The organism is Homoserinimonas sedimenticola (assembly GCF_026094475.1).
Lineage (GTDB): Bacteria > Actinomycetota > Actinomycetes > Actinomycetales > Microbacteriaceae > Homoserinimonas > Homoserinimonas sedimenticola.
The window spans coordinates 1,230,189-1,251,375 of record NZ_JAPELL010000001.1 but is presented as its reverse complement, the minus strand read 5'-3'; the positions used below and the strand labels follow the sequence as shown (position 1 = coordinate 1,251,375).

Annotated in this window: 22 protein-coding genes; 15 read left to right on the top strand and 7 right to left on the bottom strand. The window is 68.3% G+C overall.

All coding sequences use genetic code 11. The features are described from left to right. Positions 1-8: 8 nt before the first annotated feature. Entirely contained in the window at positions 9-1,373 is a 1,365-nt protein-coding gene (gene glmM, locus OH146_RS05810) for a phosphoglucosamine mutase (protein WP_265158327.1), read from the top strand. An 11-nt stretch (positions 1,374-1,384) separates the two neighbouring features. Here glmM and coaA read toward each other — a convergent pair whose 3' ends face one another. After that, positions 1,385-2,332 carry a type I pantothenate kinase gene (gene coaA, locus OH146_RS05805; RefSeq protein WP_265158325.1) on the bottom strand — a complete coding sequence of 316 codons (948 nt, stop codon included), beginning with the start codon at positions 2,330-2,332 and terminating at the stop codon, positions 1,385-1,387. A 68-nt stretch (positions 2,333-2,400) separates the two neighbouring features. On the opposite strand from coaA, the gene glmS reads away from it, so the two are divergent. The 9 genes from glmS to OH146_RS05760 all read left to right on the top strand — a co-directional run bounded on the left by glmS (position 2,401) and on the right by OH146_RS05760 (position 9,510). Beyond that, positions 2,401-4,257 carry a glutamine--fructose-6-phosphate transaminase (isomerizing) gene (gene glmS, locus OH146_RS05800; protein ID WP_265158323.1) on the top strand — a complete coding sequence of 619 codons (1,857 nt, stop codon included), beginning with the start codon at positions 2,401-2,403 and terminating at the stop codon, positions 4,255-4,257. 3 nt (positions 4,258-4,260) lie between these two features. After that, on the top strand, positions 4,261-4,635 hold the full coding sequence (locus OH146_RS05795) for a holo-ACP synthase (RefSeq protein WP_265158321.1): 375 nt from the start codon (positions 4,261-4,263) through the stop codon (positions 4,633-4,635). A gap of 8 nt (positions 4,636-4,643) precedes the next feature. Further along, positions 4,644-5,735, top strand: a complete 1,092-nt coding sequence (gene alr, locus OH146_RS05790; RefSeq protein WP_265160681.1) for an alanine racemase — start codon at positions 4,644-4,646, stop codon at positions 5,733-5,735. Continuing rightward, positions 5,732-6,202 (top strand): tRNA (adenosine(37)-N6)-threonylcarbamoyltransferase complex ATPase subunit type 1 TsaE, encoded by a 471-nt coding sequence (tsaE, locus tag OH146_RS05785; protein WP_265158319.1) that lies wholly within the window; start codon positions 5,732-5,734, stop codon positions 6,200-6,202. The genes alr and tsaE overlap by 4 nt, the downstream gene beginning before the upstream one ends. Continuing rightward, positions 6,202-6,822, top strand: a complete 621-nt coding sequence (gene tsaB, locus OH146_RS05780; protein WP_265158317.1) for a tRNA (adenosine(37)-N6)-threonylcarbamoyltransferase complex dimerization subunit type 1 TsaB — start codon at positions 6,202-6,204, stop codon at positions 6,820-6,822. The genes tsaE and tsaB overlap by 1 nt, the downstream gene beginning before the upstream one ends. After that, on the top strand, positions 6,819-7,310 hold the full coding sequence (rimI, locus tag OH146_RS05775) for a ribosomal protein S18-alanine N-acetyltransferase (protein ID WP_265158315.1): 492 nt from the start codon (positions 6,819-6,821) through the stop codon (positions 7,308-7,310). The genes tsaB and rimI overlap by 4 nt, the downstream gene beginning before the upstream one ends. Then, a complete protein-coding gene (gene tsaD / locus OH146_RS05770) occupies positions 7,307-8,368 on the top strand; it encodes a tRNA (adenosine(37)-N6)-threonylcarbamoyltransferase complex transferase subunit TsaD (protein ID WP_265158313.1) in 1,062 nt (353 codons plus the stop codon). Before rimI ends, tsaD begins: the two co-directional genes overlap by 4 nt. Positions 8,369-8,456: 88 nt before the next feature. After that, entirely contained in the window at positions 8,457-8,831 is a 375-nt protein-coding gene (locus OH146_RS05765; RefSeq protein ID WP_265158311.1) for a DUF4190 domain-containing protein, read from the top strand. A 94-nt stretch (positions 8,832-8,925) separates the two neighbouring features. Further along, entirely contained in the window at positions 8,926-9,510 is a 585-nt protein-coding gene (locus tag OH146_RS05760) for a DUF4190 domain-containing protein (RefSeq protein WP_265158309.1), read from the top strand. On the opposite strand, the gene OH146_RS05755 is transcribed toward OH146_RS05760, so the two are convergent. Next, positions 9,503-10,693: a class I SAM-dependent methyltransferase gene (locus OH146_RS05755; protein WP_265158307.1), complete on the bottom strand. Its 1,191-nt coding sequence runs from the start codon at positions 10,691-10,693 to the stop codon at positions 9,503-9,505. The genes OH146_RS05760 and OH146_RS05755 overlap by 8 nt on opposite strands. Positions 10,694-10,835: 142 nt before the next feature. On the opposite strand from OH146_RS05755, the gene groES reads away from it, so the two are divergent. The 4 genes from groES (at position 10,836) to OH146_RS05735 (ending at position 14,850) form a co-directional block, all read left to right on the top strand. Next, entirely contained in the window at positions 10,836-11,132 is a 297-nt protein-coding gene (gene groES, locus OH146_RS05750) for a co-chaperone GroES (protein WP_265158305.1), read from the top strand. A gap of 72 nt (positions 11,133-11,204) precedes the next feature. Next, complete coding sequence (gene rarD, locus OH146_RS05745; protein WP_308214941.1) at positions 11,205-12,146, top strand: EamA family transporter RarD; 942 nt, start codon at positions 11,205-11,207, stop codon at positions 12,144-12,146. 55 nt (positions 12,147-12,201) lie between these two features. Further along, a complete protein-coding gene (locus tag OH146_RS05740) occupies positions 12,202-13,449 on the top strand; it encodes an ABC transporter substrate-binding protein (RefSeq protein ID WP_265158303.1) in 1,248 nt (415 codons plus the stop codon). A gap of 129 nt (positions 13,450-13,578) precedes the next feature. Next, positions 13,579-14,850, top strand: coding sequence for an ABC transporter substrate-binding protein (locus OH146_RS05735; RefSeq protein WP_265158301.1), 1,272 nt, complete (start codon positions 13,579-13,581; stop codon positions 14,848-14,850). Positions 14,851-14,968: 118 nt separating this feature from the next. On the opposite strand, the gene OH146_RS05730 is transcribed toward OH146_RS05735, so the two are convergent. From OH146_RS05730 to OH146_RS05715, 4 genes are read right to left on the bottom strand one after another with little or no spacing between them, the layout of a single operon-like run. Then, complete coding sequence (locus OH146_RS05730) at positions 14,969-15,736, bottom strand: ABC transporter ATP-binding protein (RefSeq protein ID WP_265158299.1); 768 nt, start codon at positions 15,734-15,736, stop codon at positions 14,969-14,971. Further along, the gene (locus OH146_RS05725; protein ID WP_372508463.1) at positions 15,733-16,725 is read right to left on the bottom strand and encodes an ABC transporter ATP-binding protein; all 993 of its coding nucleotides are present in this window, start codon (positions 16,723-16,725) and stop codon (positions 15,733-15,735) included. Before OH146_RS05725 ends, OH146_RS05730 begins: the two co-directional genes overlap by 4 nt. Beyond that, positions 16,715-17,695, bottom strand: coding sequence for a branched-chain amino acid ABC transporter permease (locus OH146_RS05720; RefSeq protein WP_265158297.1), 981 nt, complete (start codon positions 17,693-17,695; stop codon positions 16,715-16,717). The genes OH146_RS05725 and OH146_RS05720 overlap by 11 nt, the downstream gene beginning before the upstream one ends. 9 nt (positions 17,696-17,704) lie before the next feature. Further along, entirely contained in the window at positions 17,705-19,021 is a 1,317-nt protein-coding gene (locus OH146_RS05715; RefSeq protein WP_265158295.1) for a branched-chain amino acid ABC transporter permease, read from the bottom strand. Positions 19,022-19,270: 249 nt separating this feature from the next. Here OH146_RS05715 and guaB point away from each other — a divergent pair, with 249 nt between their 5' ends. Continuing rightward, positions 19,271-20,773, top strand: a complete 1,503-nt coding sequence (guaB, locus tag OH146_RS05710; RefSeq protein WP_265158293.1) for an IMP dehydrogenase — start codon at positions 19,271-19,273, stop codon at positions 20,771-20,773. Positions 20,774-20,801: 28 nt separating this feature from the next. Here the strand turns inward: guaB and OH146_RS05705 are convergent, their stop codons facing one another. Then, a complete protein-coding gene (locus OH146_RS05705; RefSeq protein WP_265158291.1) occupies positions 20,802-21,146 on the bottom strand; it encodes a hypothetical protein in 345 nt (114 codons plus the stop codon). Positions 21,147-21,187 lie beyond the last annotated feature (41 nt).

The following is a 21,187-nucleotide window of genomic DNA, read 5'->3' as shown; positions in this document are numbered from 1 at the left end:
AAGAGCGGATGGCGCGGCTGTTCGGCACCGACGGTGTTCGGGGCCTTGCGAACCGGGATCTGACGGTCGAACTTGCCCTCGGGCTGGCCCAGTCGGCTGCTGTTGTGCTGGGCAAGGGTCGTGTCGCCGACGGGCGGCGCGCCTCGGGCCGCCGTCCCGTCGCCGTGATTGCACGTGACCCCCGAATCTCGGGCGAATTCATCGCTGCGGCTGTCGCCGCGGGATTCGCGAGTTCGGGGGTCGACGTGTTGGATGCGGGGGTCATCCCGACTCCCGCCGCGGCCTTCCTCATCGCCGACATTCGCGCCGACTTCGGGGTCATGATCTCGGCCTCGCACAATCCTGCGGACGACAACGGCATCAAGATCTTCGCTGTGGGCGGCGTCAAGCTGCCCGACATCGTTGAGGACCGTATCGCCGAGGCCTACACGAATGGTGAGAAGCTCGCGCCGACGGGAGTCGAGGTGGGGCGCATCCGCCGGTTCTCCGATGCCGAGGACCGCTACGTGCTGCACCTGCTGTCGACCCTCCCGGCGCGTCTGGACGGCCTGCACATCGTGCTCGACTGCGCCCACGGCGCCGCCTCCGGCGTCTCCCCCCAGGTGTTCACGGATGCCGGCGCCCGCGTCACCGTCATCGGTGCGGACCCCGACGGCTTCAACATCAACGACGGCGTCGGCTCGACGCACATCGATCGTCTCGCGGAGGCGGTTGTCGCGCACAGGGCAGACCTCGGAATCGCACACGACGGCGACGCCGACCGTTGCCTTGCGGTCGACCACACGGGGGCCGTTGTCGACGGCGACCAGATCATGGCGATCCTCGCGCTCTCCCTCAAGGAGCGGGGCCTGCTCAAGCAGGACACACTCGTGGCGACCGTGATGAGCAATCTGGGGCTTCGTCTCGCGATGGAGGAGCACGGCATCTCGATGGTGCTGACGGCGGTCGGTGACCGCTACGTGCTCGAGGAGATGGATGCCCGCGGCTTCAACCTGGGCGGCGAGCAGTCGGGGCACGTGATCATGAGCGACCACGCGACGACGGGTGATGGCATCCTCACGGGACTGCAACTCGCGGCGGAGATCTCGCGCACGGGCAAGTCGCTTGCGGAGCTCGCCTCCGTCATGACCGTGTACCCGCAGGTCATGGTCAATGTGAAGGGCGTCGATCGCAGCCGGCTGACCGGCAACGAGGTGATCTCTCGCGCTGTCGCCGAGTGGGAGGACCGGCTCGGCGATACGGGGCGCGTGCTCCTGCGCCCTTCCGGCACCGAGCCTATGGTGCGGGTCATGGTGGAGGCGGCCGACGAGGAGACTGCCCAGCGCGCGGCGGATGAACTCGCCGCCGTCGTCCGCGAACAGCTCGCCGACTGAGCTGCGCAGCCTCAGATCTTGCGCAGCAGTATCTTCTGCACCGAGTGGGTCTCGTCCTTGCGCAGCACGAGGGTTGCGCGCGACCGCGTCGGCAGGATGTTCTCGGTCAGGTTGGGCAGGTTGATGCGGTTCCAGATGCCCGAGGCGGTCTCGCGCGCCTGCTGCTCGTCGAGTGAGGCGTAGCGGTGGAAGTAGGACTCGGGGTCGGCGAAGGCTCCCCGTTGCAGCTTGAGGAAGCGCTCCTCGTACCAGCGCGTGATGTCCCCAGTGCGAGCATCCACATAGATGCTGAAATCGAAGAGGTCACTCACGGCGAGCGTGTGACCCGGCTGCGGCGGCTGCAGCACGTTGAGACCCTCGACGATGAGGATGTCGGGCCTGCGAACCACGACCTCGGCGCCCGGGATGATGTCGTAGCTGAGGTGGGAGTAGACGGGCGCGCGCACCTCCGCGGCCCCACTCTTGATCTGGGTGACGAAGCGCAGTAGCCCGCGGCGGTCGTAGGACTCGGGGAAGCCCTTGCGTTCCATGAGGCCGCGCCGCTTCAGCTCCGCGTTGGGGTGCAGGAAGCCGTCGGTCGTGAAGAGGGCGACCCGCGGCGTCGATTCCCAGCGGGCGAGAAGCACGCGCAGGAGCCTCGCGATCGTCGATTTGCCGACCGCGACCGAGCCGGCGACTCCGATGACGAAGGGTGTGCTGGGGGAGCGCTCACCGAGGAAGGCGCTTGTCGCGGAGTGCAGCTCGCGCGCTCCGACCGCGTAGAGGTTGATGAGCCGACTGAGCGGCAGGTAGACATCGGAGACCTCGTCGACGTCGAGGGTGTCGCCGAGTCCCCGCAAGCCCGCGACCTCCTCCGGGGTCAGCGGCAGCTGTGTGGCGGGGGCGAGTTCGGCCCAGGCGGCACGCTCGATCTCCACGAAGGGGGTGCTGCTGGCCGCGCCGTTGCTGGGCTCGGACATCGCCCCAAAGCCTAGCGGCACTTGGGCGGCGCGTTCTTGCCCATGCGCGCTGGCATAGAATCGGGCGCATGTGTGGAATCGTGGGCTACGTCGGTACGGACAAGAGCATCGAGGTGCTGATGGGCGGTCTGCGCCGCCTCGAGTACCGCGGTTATGACTCAGCCGGCATCGCGGTTCTCGGCGCCGACGGCGGTCTTGACACCCGCAAGAAGGCGGGCAAGTTGCAGATGCTGGCTGACGAGCTGTCGCAGCATCCGCTCGCCAACGGTGCGACGGGTATCGGGCACACCCGCTGGGCGACGCACGGTGGTCCTACGGATGCGAACGCGCACCCGCACCTCGGCGATGAGGGTCGTCTCGCGCTCATCCACAACGGCATCATCGAGAACTTCGCGGAGCTGAAGCAGGAGCTGCTCGATGAGGACCCCGGCACGGAGTTCACGAGCGAGACGGACAGCGAGGTCGCCGCGCTCCTCGTGGGCCGCGCCTACCGTCGCACGGGTGACCTGGCGGAAGCGCTTCGTTCAGTCGTAGCCCGACTCCACGGTGCCTTCACGCTCCTCGTCATGCACGTGGACGAGCCCGGCGTCGTCGTGGGCGCCCGCCGCAACTCGCCCCTCGTGATCGGGCTCGGCGACGGCGAGAACTTCCTGGGCTCGGATGTCGCGGCCTTCGTCGAGCACACGCAGCGGGCCATGGAGATTGGGCAGGACCAGCTGGCGATCATCACGCCTGAGAGCGTGACGGTGACGGACTTCGAGGGGAACGCGGTCGAGGCGAAGGCCTTTGAGGTGGCGTGGGATGCTTCGGCGGCCGAGAAGGGCGGCTGGTCGAGCTTCATGGCGAAGGAGATCAGCGAGGAGCCTGAGGCGGTCGCGAAGACGCTGCTCGGTCGTGCCGTCGACGGCGCCGTGCGGCTCGACGAACTGGAGGGCCTCAGCGACGACGCCATCCGCTCGCTCGACCGCATCGTGATCGTGGGTGCTGGCACCGCCAACTACTCGGGGATGCTTGCGAAGTACGCGATCGAGAAGTGGGCTCGCGTGCCCGTTGATGTCGAGCTCGCGCATGAGTTCCGCTATCGCGACCCCATCCTCACGGAGAACACCCTCGTCGTCTCGATCAGCCAGTCGGGCGAGACGATGGACACGCTCATGGCGGTCAAGTACGCGAGCGAGAACGGCGCCCGCACGGTCTCGGTCTGCAACACTCAGGGCGCGACGATTCCGCGCGAGTCCGACGCCGTCATCTACACGCACGCGGGCCCCGAGGTCGCGGTTGCGTCGACCAAGGCCTTCGTGGCCCAGGTGATCGCGCTGTACCTGCTTGGCCTGCACATCGCGACGGCCCGCGGCACGATTGCCGCAGAGGAGATCGCGGCGGCCGTCGATGAGCTGCAGGCGCTGCCCGACAAGATGTCGACCGTGCTCGAGGAGCACGACACGATCAAGCAGCTCGCCGGATGGATGGCCGACACGCGCTCGGTGCTCTTCCTGGGCCGCCACGTGGGCTTCCCCGTCGCGCTCGAGGGCGCGCTCAAGCTCAAGGAGATCGCCTACATCCATGCCGAGGGCTTTGCGGCGGGCGAGCTCAAGCACGGTCCGATCGCGCTGATCGAGCCCGGCATCCCCGTCTTCGTCGTCGTGCCGAGCCCGCGCGACCCCGACTCGCTGCATAAGAAGGTCGTCTCCAACATCCAGGAGATCCGGGCGCGCGGCGCCCGCATCCTTGCGATAGCGGAGCAGGGCGACGCCGCCGTGCTGCCCTACGCGGATGTCGTGCTGCCCGTGCCGCTCGCGGGCCCGCTGTTCGAGCCGCTGCTCGCAGTCATCCCGCTCCAGATCTTCGCGCTCGAGCTCGCGTCGGCGAAGGGCCTGGATGTCGACCAGCCGCGCAACCTCGCCAAGTCCGTCACGGTGGAGTAGGTCGTGATCCTCGGGGTGGGGGTCGACCTGGTCGATCTGGCCCGCTTCGAGCGGGCGACGACGCGCACGCCCAAACTTCTTGGTCGGCTGTTCACCGAGAGCGAACAGCGTGCGGAGGGGCGCGCTCGCTCGCTGCCCTCGCTCGCTGCACGCTTCGCCGCCAAGGAGGCGCTCATCAAGGCGGTCGGTGACTCGACGGGAATGCGCTGGCACGACATGCGCGTCGTGTCGAACGAGCTGCGGAATCCATCGTTCGAGCTGCACGGCGGCATCGCCGAGATCGCGAGAAGCCGCGGCATCCGCACCTTCCACCTCTCTATGAGCCACGACGGCGGGCTCGCGATCGCCTACGTCATCGCGGAGGGCGAGGCGGCGTGAGCGCACCCATGCGCGAGGCATCCGTCTCGCTCTCCGCCATCAGTGCCAACGTCGAGCAGTTGCGGCGGCTTGCCGACGGCACCGCCGCCATGGCGGTCGTCAAGGCCGACGGTTACGGGCACGGGGCGGTCGAGGCGGCGCGCGCCGCGCTCGAGGGCGGGGCGGAGCGGCTCGGCGTCGCCGACATCCGCGAGGCCCTCGCCCTGCGGGAGGCGGGCATCACCGCGCCCATCCTCGCCTGGCTGCACGACCCCGAGGAGGATTTCGTTGCGGCCGCTGAGGCAGGAATCGAGCTGGGGATCGGCCGAGTCGAGCAGCTCGACGCGGTGGCGGCCACGGATGCTTCGCCCACCGTGCACCTCAAGGTGGACACGGGTCTCGGTCGCAACGGGGTCGAGCGCACGCGCTGGGCGGAGCTCTTCGAGCGTGCGGCGGCCTTGGAGGGCGCGGGACGACTCCGCGTCACCGGGGTCTTCTCCCACCTCGCAAATGCGGGCCGTGACGAGGACCTCGCGCAGGTCGCCGCCTTCGAGACGGCGCTCACGATGGCGGATGCCGCGGGTCTGAGCCCCGAGCTGCGGCACCTCGCCGCGACGGCCGGCGCGATCGACGTGCCCGAGGCACGCTTCGACCTGGTCCGGCTCGGGGTGGGCATCTACGGCCTGTCGCCCTTCGACGAGCGGGATGCGGCATCCCTCGGCCTGCGCCCTGCCATGCGTGTCGAGGCGGCGGTGGCAGCCGTCAAGCGGGTGCCGCTCGGATCCGGGGTCTCCTACGGGTTGACGTATCGCACGAGTGCCGACACGACGCTCGCGCTCGTGCCGCTCGGCTATGCCGACGGGGTGCCGCGCCAGGCTTCCAGTTCGGGCCCCGTGCTGATCAACGGTGAGCGCTTCACGGTCGCGGGACGCATCGCGATGGACCAGTTCGTCGTGGACGTGGGCAACGCCCCGGTCGCGGTGGGCGATCGCGCGGTCCTCTTCGGGGATCCCGCCGCGGGGGAGCCTGCGGCGGACGACTGGGCGAGAGCGGCCGGCACCATCAACTACGAGATCGTGACGCGCATTGCCGGCCGCACGACAAGGACGTACCGCGCATGACAGAGCTGACGATCCCAACGCCGGAGGAGATGGGGGAGCTCGGCGCGCTCATCGCGGGCCAACTGCGGGCGGGCGACGTCATCGCCCTCAATGGTGAACTCGGCGCAGGCAAGACGACCTTCACGCGTGGTCTGGGCGAGGCGCTCGGCGTGCGCGGACCCGTCACGAGCCCCACCTTCGTGCTGGCCCGCACACACCCCAGCCTGGGCGACGGCCCGCCGCTCGTGCATGTCGACGCCTACCGGCTGAGCCACCCGGCCGAGCTCGACGACCTCGACATCGACTTCGCGGCATCCGTCGTCGTGGTCGAGTGGGCCGCGGGGATGCTCGACGCCGTCGTCGACGAATGGCTCGACATCACGATCCGCAGGCCCGTCGGCGGCGTCGAATCGGAGGAGGGCGTCGAGCCACGCCTCGTGACGGTCGAGCCCCACGGTGAGCGCTGGCACGAGATTAGGCTGGTCTGATGCTCCTCTCGATCGACACCTCGGCGGGCACGAGTGTCGCGGTCGTCGACCGCGACCGCGGCATCATCGCCGAACACAGCGAGGCAGACACGCGTCGGCACGCCGAGGTCATCGGTGAGCTCATCGCACGCTGCCTCACCGACGCGGGGGTGGCGGTAACCGGCCTGTCCGGTGTCGCGGTAGGCATGGGCCCGGGGCCCTTCACGGGCCTGCGCGTCGGCATCGCGGCCGCCCAGTCCTTCGCCCTCGGGGCGGCACGTCCCGTAGTACGCGTCGTCAGTCACGACGCGATCGCCTACGGGCACTATGCCTCTGGTGGCAGCGGGCCGCTCCTCGTCACGACGGATGCGCGTCGGCGAGAGCTGTACTGGTCGGAGTATGCGGGGGCAGACGAGCAGGGGCTCCCCGTGCGCGTCGAGGGGCCGGGGCTCTCGAGCCCGGACCCGATCGCGAGCCGTGACATCCGCCGACTCGACGCGCAGGAGGTCTCAGCCGGCGCCCTGGGAACGCTCGCCGAGGCGATGCACCTGCACGGTCGCAGCTTCGCGGGGGAGGAGCCGCTCTACCTGCGCTCGCCCGATGTCACTCTCGCGGCGGGGCCGAAGCGGGTCAGCGGATGACCTGGTTCCTGCGCCGGGCCGACGCCGACGACCTCGAAGCGATCATGCGCATCGAAACCTCGACCTTTGCGACAGACGCCTGGTCGGAGACGGCAATGCGCGCCGAGCTGACGAGTGCGCACACCTATTACCTCGTCGCCCTGCGCAATGAGACGCAGGAGGTCGAGGGCTATGCGGGCCTGCTCGCCCCCGGAGGCGCGCGACAGGCTGACATCCAGACGATCGCGGTCGCCGAGAGGGCCCGGCGGGGCGGCCTCGGTCGCGCCCTCATGCACCAGCTCATGTCGGAGGCGCGGCAGCGCGGCGCCCGCGAGGTCTTCCTCGAGGTGCGCGCCGACAACCCGCACGCGCAGGCCCTCTATGAGAGCCTCGGCTTCGAGGTGATCGGGGTGCGGCCGCACTACTACCAGCCCGACGGGGTCGACGCGGTCGTCATGCGCGCGCCGCTCGACGCGCCGCAGCCGGGCCTCGCGAAGGGAGAGTCGTGACACGCGAACACCGTGCGCATGAACCACTGGTGCTCGGCATCGAGACGAGCTGTGACGAGACGGGCGTCGGCATCGTGCGCGGCACGACCCTCCTCGCCAATGTCATCGCCTCGTCGATGGATGAGCACGCCCGTTACGGCGGCGTCGTGCCCGAGATCGCGGCCCGGGCCCACCTCGAGGCACTCACCCCGACCCTCACGACGGCCCTCGAGCAGGCGGATGTCACGCTCGCCGATCTCGACGCGGTCGCCGTCACGAGCGGCCCTGGTCTCTCGGGCGCCCTCATGGTCGGTGTCGGTGCGGCGAAGGCGCTCGCCGTCTCGCTCGACAAGCCCCTCTATGCCGTCAACCACCTCGTGGGGCACGTCGGAGCGGACGTGCTGACGGGCGAGGATGTGGAGCACCCGACGGTCGCGCTCCTCGTCTCCGGCGGGCACACGTCCCTGCTGCTCGTCCGCGACCTCGTGAACGATGTCGAGATGCTGGGCGAGACGATCGACGACGCGGCGGGGGAAGCCTTCGACAAGGTCGCCCGGCTGCTGGGGTTGCCCTACCCGGGCGGCCCCGAGATCGATCGCGCGGCAGCATCCGGTGACCCGACGGCGATCCGTTTTCCCCGCGGGCTGAGCCTGCCGAAGGACATGGAGAAGCACCGCTACGACTTCTCGTTCTCGGGTCTCAAGACGGCGGTCGCCCGTTGGGTCGAGCAGCGGCGCGACGCGGGCGAGGAGGTGCCGGTGGCGGATGTCGCGGCGAGCTTCCGCGAGGCCGTCGCCGACGTGCTCATCACCAAGGCGGTCGCAGCCTGCCGTGATCTCGGCGTGCCGCGCCTACTGCTGGGCGGTGGCGTCGTCGCGAATGCGCGAGTGCGCGCCCTCGCGGAGGAGCGCTGCGCGGCCGCAGGCATCGCCCTGCGCATCCCGCCGTTCTCACTCTGCACCGACAACGGCGCCATGATCGCGGCCCTCGGTGCGCAGCTCGTTGCCGCCGGGCGTCCGCCCTCGGGCCTCGGTTTCGGGGCCGACTCGACTCTTCCCGTCACGAGCATCCAGGCGTAGTGTTCGGGTGTCGCTCGTTGACACTCCGAGAGGGCGCTGCCACGATGGGCAGCGCAATCGTCCCAGTTCCCATCACAAGGAGACTCCCGTGTCTGAACCCACCCCTGCTGCTCCGGAGCCCACCCCGTACTCCGCCCCCGCGGGTGGCACGCCCAGCAAGTCGCCCGTTCTGAGCATCGTCTCCCTCGTGCTCGGCATCATCAGCTTCCTCGGCGGCTGGATTGTCCTGATCCCCGTCATCGGCTCGATCCTCCACCTCTTCCTGCCCGCAGGCGCCGTCATCACGGGCTTCCTCGGCAAGAGCAAGGAGCCGCAGGCGGCCAAGGGTCTCTGGCTCACGGGCATCATCCTCGGTTTCGTCGGTCTCGCGATCGCCATCGTCTCGCTCATTCTCTGGATCGCCGCCCTGGGCAGCGCCGACTGGTCGCAGTTGGACTCGTACCAGTTCGAGATGGAGCCCTGAGCAACAACTCGACTCTGAAGGCCCGGACCGCGTGGTCCGGGCCTTCGTCGTCTGAGCGCTGACACGGGCGTGCCGGGTCCGCCAGAATGTCAGCATGAGCACACACGATTCCGACGGCGTCCCGCCAGTCCCCACCCCGCCAAAGGATGCCGCGGCCACCGCCGATGAGGCGTCACCCGCCGCGCACCCTGCGCCCGAGGCGGCGCCCACTGTGCCGCCTGCGCCCGAGGCGGCGCCCACTGTGCCGCCTGCGCCCGAGGCCGCGCCGACTGCGCCTCCCGCGGCATCCCCCTACGGCGCGGCCGGAACCGCCGGCAACCCGTACGGAGCGCCGGCAGGCGCCGCATCGGGGGCGCCGCAGAACCCCTACGGCAGCACTCCGTACCAGGGCTACCAGGCGGGGCCCGAGCTGCCGAAGGGTCTCAGTATCACCTCGATGGTGACGGGCATCGTGGGCGTCGTGCTCGGATTCGCGGGGTGGGGGTTCCTCCCCGCCGTGGCCGGCGTCGTCTTCGGCCACATCGCCCAGCGCAAGGAGCCCCATGCAAAGGGCTTCTGGCTGACGGGAATCATCACGGGCTACGCGGGTCTCGCGCTCAATATCATCATCGGGCTGATCTTCGCGGCGGCGTTCCTGCTGCCCCTGCTGCTCTTCAGCTCCACGAGCGACTTCAGCTAGCGATCCCGGGAGCGCGCTCGACGAGCAGCGCGACCCGACGCTCCGCCACCCTTGTCAGCACGAGGGTGGCGGAGCCGTCTCCGCGGGGCGCGAGCCGCTTGCGGAACTCCGCAGGGTCGATGTCGACCCCCCGCTTCTTGATCTCGAGGCGGCCGATGCCTCGCTCGCGTAGCGCCTTCTTGAGGGTCCGCTCGTCGAGCGGCAGCTGCTCGATGATGCGGAAGCGCGTCGCGAAGGGCGTGTCGACGGACGTGTCTGCTGTCACATAGGCAATGCCCTCACTCAGCATGCGACCGCCGATGGTGCGGGCGAGGTCGCCGATCAGGCGGGCGCGGATGACGGCGCCGTCGGGTTCGTAGAGGTATTCGCCGAGCGTGCCGAGCTCTGCATCCTCGCTGTCGTGCTCACCCGTCAGCTCGGTGGCACCCGCCGCCGTGATCACGAGAGCGGCGCGACGGATGCCCGGACGCGCGAGTGGCCCGAACCACAGCCCCAGTTCGACAACCTCCCGGTCGACCGAAACCCACTGCGCCTCCGCCTCCTCGGGGATGAGCTCCCGATCGATTCCCGGTCCGAGTTTGACGCCCACGGGCATCCGCTCGGCCAGGCCGAAGGCGAAGTGGAGCGAGGGGGACCAGTCGGCGGGATCGCGGAGTCGCCCGCGCTCGCTGCGTCGGGCGGGATCGAGCCACGCGGCATCCGCGCCACCGAGGTCCGCGTCCTCCGCGCTGCCGTGCTGCACTGTGACGCCCTCCCACGGGGCGAGGTTGTAGGCGGCGATCGCGGCGGTCGACTCGTCGCGCTCGACCGCGAACACCTCGAGATCGAGGGCGGCCATCGCGAGGGCGTCGGCGCCGATGCCGCAGCCCAGATCGGCCACCCGGCGGATGCTCGCGCTGCGGTAGCGCTCGGCGTGACGGGCGGCGACGCTCAGGCGTGTCGCCTGCTCGAGCCCCGCCTCGGTGAAGAGCATGCGGGCGGCGAAGGGACCGAACTTCGCCTCTGCGCGGTGACGCAGCCTCGCCTGCGTCAGCACGGCGGCGACGAGCTCGGGGGAGTGGCCTGTCGCCCGCAACTCGCTCACGATGCGCACCACATCGCCCTTGCTGTCGTAGGGCGGCAGCGAGTCGAGAAGCCGGAGCCCCTCGGGGGTGAGCAGGAGGGCGAGCTCGGCAGCATCCATCCGCCCCATTATTCAGGACCGTTCCACGAGGTTGGCACTCGGATTGCGAGAGTGCCAGCACCACCGCTACAGTTGTTCTGGCACTCTCCGAGCGAGGGTGCTAACCCCAAGTTTCTCCACGTACTTCAGAAAGAGGTCAACCGTGTCGGTGTCCATCAAGCCGCTCGAAGATCGCATTGTCATCAAGCAGGTCGAGGCCGAGCAGACGACTGCCTCCGGTCTTGTCATCCCTGACACTGCCAAGGAGAAGCCCCAGGAGGGCGAGGTCGTGGCGGTGGGCCCCGGCCGCATCGACGACAACGGCAACCGCATCCCGCTCGACGTTGCCGTCGGCGACAAGGTGATCTACTCCAAGTACGGCGGAACCGAGGTCAAGTACGACGGCGAGGACCTGCTCGTGCTCTCGGCCCGCGACGTGCTCGCGGTCGTCGTCCGCTAAGACGCGAATCTCAATGAAGGGCCCGTCCGGCACACGCCGGGCGGGCCCTTCGTCTGCCGGTAGCATTCGGAGGTGACGACAGCAGCACCCCCGAGCGACGACATGCGGATGCAGCGTCGTGCCGGTCTCCTCTATGCGACGGCCGCCTACGGCCTCTGGGGCTTCATGCCCGGCTTCTTCCTGCTGCTGGCGCCCTCGAGCCCCTTCGAGATCGTCGCGGGGCGCATCCTGCTCTCCCTGGCATTCTGCGCCCTCCTGCTGACGCTCACGCGGACCTGGTCGGCTGTGGGCGCCGTGATCCGCTCGCCGCGGCTCCTGCTCATCATGGGCGCGGCGGGCGCCCTCATCTCCGTCAACTGGACCGTCTTCATCGTGGCGGCGCTGAGCGGCAATGTGCTCGCATCCTCGCTCGGGTACTTCATCAACCCGCTCTTCACGGTGCTGCTGGGCGTCATCTTCCTTCGCGAGTCCCTCCGCGCGCTGCAATGGGTCGCGGTGGGCTTCGGCGCGGTCGCGATCGTCGTGCTCGCGATCGGCTACGGCGAGGTGCCCTGGATCTCCCTCGCGCTCGCGGGCTCATTCGGCCTCTATGGGCTCATCAAGAAGCAGGCGGGGCCCCGCGTGGGCGCCCTTCCCGGCCTGACGGTCGAGACGATGTGGCTGACAATCCCCGCCGGGGTCGTGCTCGCCCTCATCGCGGCGGGCCCCGGCATCGAGGTGGGCGACAACGGCCTCGTGCACACCCTCCTCTTCCTCCTCGCGGGTGCCGTGACGGCCGTGCCACTGCTGCTCTTCGCCTCCGGGGCGCGGCGGCTCCCGCTCGTCACGATGGGCCTCGTGCAGTACCTGGCGCCCGTGCTCCAGTTCATCCTCGGCGCCGCCATCCTGCACGAGGAGATGCCGCCGGAGCGTTGGGCGGGATTCGCCCTCGTGTGGGTCGCCCTCGTCCTCCTCACGGTCGACATGCTGGTTGAGGGTCGGATGTCGCGCCGCGCCTTGCCGGAGCTGACCTGATCCCTCGATAGGGTTCGTGATGCGTCGCGAGCACGCAGCACCAGGAAGGGAGCCCATGCCGTCTCGTCCCCTCGCCGCCACAAGTATCGCGGTGGTGCTCCTCCTGACCGCGTGCACGACGGCCCCCATGGTCGCCCCGTCCGCCTCGCCGGAGCCGAGCCCGCCGGCCGCATCTGGCGACGGGGTGCTTCGCCTCGGCACGTTGCTGCCGACGACGGGGGCGACCTCCTTTCTCTCGGCCGCGCAGGCGGCGGGCGTGGAGCTCGCGGTGCGCGAGATCAACGAGGCGGGCGGTGTGCTTGGCGAGCCGGTCGAGGTCTTCCACCGGGATTCGGCTGATGCCTCCTCCTCTGTCGTGGAGGCCTCCTACGCGGAGCTTGTCGCCCAGGGCGTCGACGTGATCGTGGGCCCCGCGTCATCCGTGCTCGCGGAGCGCATCCTGCCGCTGGCAATCGCCGACGGGGTCGCGCTCATTTCTCCCTCCGCGACGGCCCCCTCCCTGTCGAGCCTTGACGACGACGGCCTGCTCCTGCGCACGGTTCCCTCGGCGGCGCTGCAGGGGGAGGCGCTCGCGACCCTGCTCGAGGAGGAGGGCGCCCAGACGGTGGCCGCGCTCACCTTCGATGACGCGATGTCGGCGGCCGTGACATCCGCACTGTCCACTGCCCTGGGCGATGACGCCGTGACGGTCGACGAGACCTTCACAGCCGAGGCGGATGTCGCAGCCCTCGTCTCCCTCGTCGCCGACGCTGCGCCCGACGCGGTCGTCGTCTCGAGCCCGTTCGCTGCCGCGGCCACGAATGTCGCGCTGCTCACGTCGCTTGCGCAGGCGGGATTCGGCGGCGACTCCCTGTGGCTCACGAGCGGCAACCTCGCGGACTACTCGCGCGAGCTGCCGCCCGGCACGCTCGAGGGTGTGCGCGGCGTGTTGGACGGCCGTTCCCCCGACGAGGGCTTCGCCGCCCGGGTGCGCGCGATGGACCCCCGGGTGAGCGATCTGCGGTACGCCGCAGAGGCCTATGACGCGGTCGTGCTCGCTGCCCTCGCGGCGACAGTGGCGGGCGATGATGGGGGAGCATCCGTCGCCTACCGAATTCCCGGGGTGTCGGGTGAGGGAATCAAGTGCGTGAGCTTCGGAGAGTGCCTCGACGTGCTCACGACGCGCGACGACATCGACTATGACGGCGCCTCCGGGCCGCTCGCGCTGGACTCGAGCGGTGACCCGCAGATGGCCCACTTCCGGGTGCTGCTGTATGGCGCGGACAATCGCCCCGCCCCCTCGGCAGACGTACTTGTCGAGTAGACGACAGGCGACGGGCATGTTACCCCGCCGTAACACGTAAGTATTGTGTGGCGTCGCCCCGGGCAATAGCGTTGCAAGACGGCAGTGTCCTGCCGTGGTTTTCATCACATTCACAACGCAAGGAGCAACATGAGCGTATTCGCGAAGGCTAACGCCGGCTCGCGCGGCCGTAAGGCTCTCTACGCAGGTGTCGCAGGGCTCGGTGCGGTCGCACTCGTGCTGAGCGGCTGCGCGTCCACCGAGGACGACGGTGGCAACGGGGGGAACACGGGTGAGGATCTCACCCTCAAGATCGGTACGGCACTGCCCGTGACGGGTAACCTCGCCTTCCTCGGCCCGCCCGAGGTCGCTGGTGTGCGTTACGCGGCCGACCAGATCAACTCGGCTGACCTGGGCATCCAGGTCGAGATCGTCGAGGGTGACTCGGGCGACACCGACAACAAGGCATACGAGACCGAGATCCCGCGCCTCCTGGGCGAGGACGTCTCGGCCATCATCGGCGCCGCATCCTCGGGTGTCTCGCTGCAGTTCATCGACCAGGTGGTCGCGGCCGACACGATCCTCTTCTCGCCGGCCAACACGTCCGACGCCTTCACGACGTACGACGACAACGACCTGTACTTCCGCACCGCTCCTTCGGACGTGCTGCAGGGCGAGGTCCTCGGCAACCTGATCGCCGAGGACGGCCACGAGACGCTCGGCATGATCGTGCTGAACGACTCCTACGGCACGGGCCTGCAGAAGTACGTCACGGAGGCCTTCGAGGCTGCCGGCGGCGAGGTCGTCGCGACGTCGTCCTACAACACGGGTGACACGAGCTTCGACGCGCAGATCAGCGAGGTGCTCGCAGCCGACCCCGACGCGATCGCCCTGATCACGTTCGAGGAGGTCAAGACGATGCTTCCGAGCATCGTGAGCGCCTTCCCCGCCGAGAACCTGTACTTCGTCGACGGCAACCTGTCGAACTTCGGCGACCAGTTCCCGCAGGGCACGCTCGAGGGCGCCAAGGGCACCTTCCCCGGCACCAATGTGGACGATCTGGCCGAGTTCACGACCGCGCTCAACGACTTCTGGGTCGAGAGCGGCGAGGAGGAGCTCAACGAGTACACCTACGGCGCCGAGTCCTACGACGCGGTCATGCTGCTCGCTCTTGCGGCCCTCAAGGCCGGCTCGACGGATGCTGCGGACATCTCCGCGGCGCTGCAGGAGGTCTCGGGCGGCTCGGGTGACGGTGAGAAGTGCACCACCTTTGCCGACTGTGCCGAGATCATCAACAACGGGGACGTCGCCGACTACGACGGTGTCTCTGGCCCGATCACCTTCGACGAGGTCGGCGACCCGACCGAGGCGACGATCGGTACGTACATCTTCGGACCCGACAACACCTACACGGCCTACTAAGCCGAAGGTCTGAACGGAAGGGCCCGGGTGCACACGCACCCGGGCCCTTCTGCGCACCCACGGCCACAATGAAGGGCCCGGCACCCACTACGGATGCCGGGCCCTTCGTTCGCGCCGTCTAGTCCTGGCCGAGCGTGCCCAGGTAGAGGCCGATGACCTTGGGGTCGTTGAGCAGCTCGCGACCCGTGCCGGTGTAGGCGTCGTGGCCCTGGTCGAGCACGTAGCCGCGGTCGCAGATCTGCAGGCAGCGTCGTGCGTTCTGCTCGACCATGATGGTCGTGACGCCCGCCTTGTTGATCTCCGAGACGCGGATGAACGCCTCGTCCTGGCGCACAGGGGAGAGGCCAGCAGAGGGCTCGTCGAGCAGCATCACGTGCGGGTCCATCATGAGGGCGCGTGACATCGCCACCATCTGGCGTTCACCGCCCGAGAGCGATCCGGCACGCTGCTTGAGGCGCTTGCCGAGCTCGCCGAAGATGCCCACGACGAAGTCGAGCCGTTCCTTGTAGATCTTGGGGTTCTGGTAGAGCCCCATCTTGAGGTTGTCCTCGATCGTGAGGCTCGGGAACACGTTGTTGTTCTGCGGCACGAAGCCGACGCCCTTGGCGACGAGCTTGTTGGCCTTGAGCCCCGTGATGTCCTCGCCGTTGAGCGAGATCGATCCGCCCCGGATCTTCACCTGGCCGAAGATCGCCTTGAGGAGCGTCGACTTGCCGGCGCCGTTGGGGCCGATGATGCCGATGAGTTCCCCCTGGCGGGCGACGAGGTTGGCCTCATTGAGGATGTTGACGCCCGGGAGGTAGCCAGCCGTCAGGTCCTTGACCTCGACGACGGGGGTGCCGGTGGCGGCCGGTGGCGTGGTCTGGTCGGTCGTGGGGAGGCTCATGCTCGGCCCTTCCGCTTCTGCTGAGCCGGGGCATCCGCCTCATGCTCGTGTTCGATCTCGGCGGCGAGTTCCTCGCCCGCCCCGCTCGGAAGCTCGCCCTCGTAGCGTCCCGTGACGACACCCAGGTCGACGTCTTGGTGCGCGCCCAGGTAGGCGTCGATCACAGCGGGGTCCTTCATGACGGTGTCGGGCGGGCCCTCCGCGACAACCTTGCCCTCCGCCATCACGACGACCCAGTCGGCGATGTGCCGGACCATGTGCATGTCGTGCTCGACGAAGAGCACCGTCATGCCCTGCTCCTTGAGGTCGAGGATGTGCTCGAGCAGCGACTGCGTGAGCGCCGGGTTGACACCCGCCATGGGCTCGTCGAGCATGACGAGGGTCGGGTCGCTCATGAGGGCGCGCGCCATCTCGAGGAGCTTGCGCTGGCCGCCGGAGAGGCTCGCCGCGAAGTCATCCTTCTTGGCGTCGAGCTTGAAGCGGGTCAGCAGCTCGAGGGCCTTCGCCTCCGCTTCCTCCTCCTGCTTGCGCCAGAGGAACGGGAACAGTCCCGCCCAGAAGGACTCGCCGATCTGGCCCTTCGCGCCCAGCTTCATGTTCTCCAGCACCGTGAGGAGCCCGAGCGACTTGGTGAGCTGGAAGGTGCGCACCTGCCCGCGCTGAGACACCTTGAAGGCGGGCACGCCCGCGAGGGAGCGGCCCTCGAACGTCCAGGTGCCGCTGTCGGGCTTGTCGAAGCCCGTCAGCAGGTTGAAGAGAGTCGTCTTGCCCGCACCGTTCGGCCCGATGAGGGCCGTGATGGCACCGCGCGGAATCTCCAGGTGCTCGACGTCGACGGCCGTGAGGCCGCCGAAGGTGCGCTTGACACCGTCGGCGACGACGATGGGGTCGACCTTGGGCACGCCGGGGCGGATGTCGCCCTTGTGCAGGCCGGTCGACTTCGCGCGCGGCACAGAACCGGTCGCGGGGGCGGCTGCGTCACTTGACAAAGGTCAGCTCCTTCTTGTTTCCGAGGATGCCCTGCGGTCTGAAGATCACGAGCAGCATGAGTGCGACGCCGACGAGGATGAAGCGCAGCGTCTGCGCCTGGCTCGTCGACATGAAGGGCAGCACCCCCGCCGTCACGAGGGCGGGGAGGATGTTGCTCAGCAGCGTCTGCACGACCCAGTAGATGATGGCACCCAGCACGGGCCCGAAGATCGTCGCGGCACCGCCGAGGAGGAGTGCCGTCCACACGAAGAACGTGAGCGAGGTCACATAGACGCCCGGGTTCACCGACGAGGGAAGGGCGTAGACGATACCGCCGAGGGAGCCGAAGATCCCGCCCAGGATGAGGGCCTGCATCTTGTAGGAGAAGACGTTCTTGCCGAGCGCGCGTACGGCATCCTCGTCTTCACGGATGCCGCGAAGCACGCGTCCCCACGGGCTGCGCATGATCGCCCACACGATGAGCACCGCAAGTGCGACGAGCAGGATGCCGATGATGCGCACCCACCAGGCGTTGTGCGTGTACTCCCACGGGCCGAAACCGTAGGTGCCCTCGGGCAGCGGGTTCGATTCGCGGAAGCTGTTGTGGTAGCCGCTCAGGCCGTCGGCCGAGCCGGTGTACTCGTCGAAGGTCGTCGACAGGAACAGCAGTCGCACGATCTCCGCCGCGGCGATCGTCACGATGGCGAGGTAGTCGCCTCGCAGTCTCAGCGTCGGGATTCCGAGAATGAGCGAGAAGACGACGGATGCGATCATCGCAATGATGACCCCGACCCACCACGGCAGGCCGAAGGTGAGGATCGAGATCGCATAGCCGTAGGCCCCGATCGCCATGTAGGCGGCGATACCCATGTTGAGCAGCCCGGCGAAGCCGAAGTGCACAGCGAGGCCGATGGCCGCGAGGGCGTAACCGAGGGTCGCGGGCCCGATGAGGGACGACGCGGTGTTGCCGAAGATAGTCAGCCAGTCCATGGGGGCGCCTTAACCTATTCTCTCTTTGCGTCCGAGGATGCCCTGGGGTCGGAACAGGAGCACCAGGATGAGGATGCCGAGTGCACCGACGTACTTGAGGTCCGAGGGGATCCACAGGCCCGAGATCTCAACCATGACGCCGACGATGATCGCGCCGATGAGGGCGCCGAAGGCGGTGCCCAGACCGCCGAGGGTCACGGCGGCGAAGACGAGGAGCAGGATCTGGGCGCCCATGTCCCACTTGATGCCCGGCCGGTAATACGCGTAGAGGATGCCCGAGAGACCCGCCATCGCGGCTGCAACGATCCACACGATCCGCACGACCCTGTCGACGTCGATGCCGGATGCCGCCGCCAGGGAGGCGTTGTCGGAAACCGCGCGGGTCGCCTTGCCGATCTTGCTGAAGAGGAGCCACACCGCAAAGCCGATGATGACCGCGATGCTCACCCCCATGCTCGCGATGTCGATCCAGGAGAGCTGCACGGCGCCGAAGAGCGTGAACTTGGCGGTCGCAGCGCCCGGCAGCTGCAGCGTGCCACCACCAATGAAGTACTGGAAGACGTAGCGCAGCGCGAGCGAGAGGCCGATGCTCACGATCATGAGCTGCACGACCCCGAGCCCCCTCGTGCGTAAGGGTTTCCATAGCCCCGCATCCAACAACCAGCCGAAACCGGCGCTGACGATGATCGTGAGGGGAATCGCCGCCCACATCGGTATCGACATCGTCACGCCCAGCAGCAATGCGATGACGGCACCGAAAGTGACCATCTCGGCGTGCGCGAAGTTGGAGAGGCCCGTCGTGCCGAAGACGAGAGAGATGCCGACCGCCGCGAGACCCAGCATGAGCCCGAAGTTGATCCCCGTGATTGTGCGGGAGATCAGCTGATCGGCGAAACTCGTGACATTCCGCTCGCCCTCGCCGATGAAGAAGTTCATCGTGACGCGACCGCCCGGGCCGATCTCGACCTCCTTCTCGTTCGGGGTCGTGTCCTCGCCCGTCTCGTCGACGACCGCGATGCCCTCGGGAAGGGTCTCCTCGTCGAGCGTTACGGTGTAGGTGGCACGCTCGGGCACGCCCACGCGCCACTGGCCCTCGGCATCCGTCTCCACCTCCTCGTCGACGCCGTTACCGGTCACCGTGAGGCGGATGTTCTCGAGCGGTTCCCCGTCAAGCTTGACGTTGCCGCTGATCTTGAACGGTTCGTCCTCGCCGACCTCATCCGCCATTGCCGGGGTCCCCAGCATCATGAAGGCGCCGACGAAAGCGACAAGGGTTGCGGTCCGCCATCTGGCGCGACGCGCACGGACCCTGTTGGTGCTGCTCATGAATCCTCCAAGGCAGTGCCCCAGGGATCGGGTTAATCCCCCCTGCACGTACCGTCTTCGCTGACGTTACTGGCCGATTGTGTCGCCGGTGTTACTCGGGTGGCCACATTGTCGTTGCGCAATTATGACTGCGGAATGGCCAGAAGCGCGAACCGGTTAGCATAGAACACCGGGAATCGACGCTGCTTCACCGGCACCCCTCGCCCGGAATCACCGGGTCACCGCCCGTCATCTCACAAAAGGGGAACAATGACTCAGCCGGATCCCTTCGGTTTCATCGGACTCACCTACGACGACGTGATGCTGCTGCCCGGGCACACTGACGTCATCCCGAGCGAGGTCGACACCTCCTCGCGCCTCACCCGAAACATCCGCGTCAACACGCCCCTCATCTCCGCCGCCATGGACACCGTCACCGAGGCGCGCATGGCCATCTCCATGGCACGCCAAGGTGGCCTCGGCGTGCTGCACCGCAACCTCTCGATCGCCGATCAGGCGGCGCACGTCGACAAGGTCAAGCGCTCCGAGTCGGGCATGATCACCAACCCCGTCACGACGACACCCGATGCGACGGTCGGCGAAGTCGACGCGCTGTGCGGCCAGTTCCGCGTCTCCGGCCTCCCCGTCGTCGAGGCCGACGGCACGCTCGTCGGCATCATCACGAATCGCGACATGCGCTTCGTCTCGCAGTTCGAGAAGGGCACGACGCTCGTCCGAGACGTCATGACCCGGATGCCGCTCATCACCGCTCCCGAAGGCATCGATCCCGACGGGGCCATCGCTATCCTCGCGCAGCACAAGATCGAGAAGCTGCCCCTCATCGACGCGAACGGCCGACTGACCGGACTCATCACCGTCAAGGACTTCGACAAGACCGAGCAGTACCCCAACGCGACCAAAGACGACGAAGGTCGCCTCCGCGTCGGTGCCGCCATCGGCTTCTTCGGCGACGCCTGGGAGCGCGCCGGCGCGCTCGCCGACGCCGGAGTCGACGTGATCGTCGTCGACACCGCCAACGGCGACTCCAAGGGCGAGATCGAGATCATCCGGCGCCTCAAGGCAGACCCGGCCTTCGCCGCCATCGACATCATCGGCGGCAACGTCGCGACCCGCTCAGGGGCACAGGCCCTCGTCGACGCAGGCGCCGATGCCATCAAGGTCGGAGTCGGCCCCGGCTCCATCTGCACCACCAGGGTCGTCGCCGGAGTCGGCGTGCCCCAGGTGACGGCCGTCTACGAAGCCTCCCTCGCCGCCCGCGAGGCAGGGGTGCCCGTCATCGCCGACGGCGGACTGCAGTACTCGGGCGACATCGCCAAAGCGCTCGTCGCCGGCGCCGAAACCGTCATGCTCGGCTCACTCCTCGCCGGAACCGACGAGAGCCCCGGCGACATGATCTTCGTCAACGGCAAGCAGTTCAAGAGCTACCGCGGAATGGGCTCCCTCGGCGCCATGCAGTCGCGCGGAAAGAAGACCTCCTACTCCCGCGACCGCTACTTCCAGGCCGACGTGCCGAGCGACGAGCAGCTCATCGCTGAGGGAATCGAAGGCAAGGTGGCCTACCGCGGCCCCGTCGCATCCGTCACCTACCAGCTCCTCGGCGGCCTTCGGCAGTCCATGTTCTACGTCGGCGCCCGCAACATCGACGAGCTGCGCGCGAAAGGCAAGTTCGTGCGGATCACCCCCGCCGGGCTGAAGGAATCGCACCCGCACGACATCCAAATGGTGGTGGAGGCGCCGAACTACCGCCACTGAGTCTTCTCGGGGCTGCGGGGCTGCGGGGCTAGCGGCGGCGGGTGAGAGCTGCCGCTAGGCCGCCCACCACGAGGAGGGCGCCCACGCCGAGCACGACCCAGGCGGGCGACACGTCGACCGCGATGATGTCGAGATCCGAGGCGACGCGCAGGCCGAAGAGGGCCGCCACGACGAGCAGGATCACACCCCAGACGATCGTGCCGGTGAGCACGCGGCGGTCGTCATCGTGCGGGGCGACGGGGGCCGTCGCATCCGTGGGGCGAGGCGTAGGCCCGGAGTTCTGCGGTTCGCTGCTGTTCTGCGGTTCGGTGCTGTTCTGAGGTTCGGAGCTGTTCTGAGGTTCGGTGCTGTTCTGAGGTTCGGTGCTGTCCATGATGTCTCCAGATTCTTTTCGAAAAGGCGGGCGGATGCCCG

Bases quoted from the DNA above. Each gene is read 5' to 3' on its own strand.
- tsaB (WP_265158317.1), top strand. From the start codon at position 6,202: ATGCTCCTCTCGATCGACACCTCGGCGGGCACGAGTGTCGCGGTCGTC.
- OH146_RS05735 (WP_265158301.1), top strand. From the start codon at position 13,579: ATGAGCGTATTCGCGAAGGCTAACGCCGGCTCGCGCGGCCGTAAGGCT.
- tsaE (WP_265158319.1), top strand. From the start codon at position 5,732: ATGACAGAGCTGACGATCCCAACGCCGGAGGAGATGGGGGAGCTCGGC.
- OH146_RS05720 (WP_265158297.1), bottom strand. From the start codon at position 17,695: ATGGACTGGCTGACTATCTTCGGCAACACCGCGTCGTCCCTCATCGGG.
- OH146_RS05755 (WP_265158307.1), bottom strand. From the start codon at position 10,693: ATGGATGCTGCCGAGCTCGCCCTCCTGCTCACCCCCGAGGGGCTCCGG.
- rimI (WP_265158315.1), top strand. From the start codon at position 6,819: ATGACCTGGTTCCTGCGCCGGGCCGACGCCGACGACCTCGAAGCGATC.
- OH146_RS05760 (WP_265158309.1), top strand. From the start codon at position 8,926: ATGAGCACACACGATTCCGACGGCGTCCCGCCAGTCCCCACCCCGCCA.
- glmM (WP_265158327.1), top strand. From the start codon at position 9: ATGGCGCGGCTGTTCGGCACCGACGGTGTTCGGGGCCTTGCGAACCGG.
- glmS (WP_265158323.1), top strand. From the start codon at position 2,401: ATGTGTGGAATCGTGGGCTACGTCGGTACGGACAAGAGCATCGAGGTG.
- OH146_RS05705 (WP_265158291.1), bottom strand. From the start codon at position 21,146: ATGGACAGCACCGAACCTCAGAACAGCACCGAACCTCAGAACAGCTCC.
- coaA (WP_265158325.1), bottom strand. From the start codon at position 2,332: ATGTCCGAGCCCAGCAACGGCGCGGCCAGCAGCACCCCCTTCGTGGAG.
- alr (WP_265160681.1), top strand. From the start codon at position 4,644: ATGCGCGAGGCATCCGTCTCGCTCTCCGCCATCAGTGCCAACGTCGAG.
- OH146_RS05730 (WP_265158299.1), bottom strand. From the start codon at position 15,736: ATGAGCCTCCCCACGACCGACCAGACCACGCCACCGGCCGCCACCGGC.
- OH146_RS05740 (WP_265158303.1), top strand. From the start codon at position 12,202: ATGCCGTCTCGTCCCCTCGCCGCCACAAGTATCGCGGTGGTGCTCCTC.
- guaB (WP_265158293.1), top strand. From the start codon at position 19,271: ATGACTCAGCCGGATCCCTTCGGTTTCATCGGACTCACCTACGACGAC.
- OH146_RS05715 (WP_265158295.1), bottom strand. From the start codon at position 19,021: ATGAGCAGCACCAACAGGGTCCGTGCGCGTCGCGCCAGATGGCGGACC.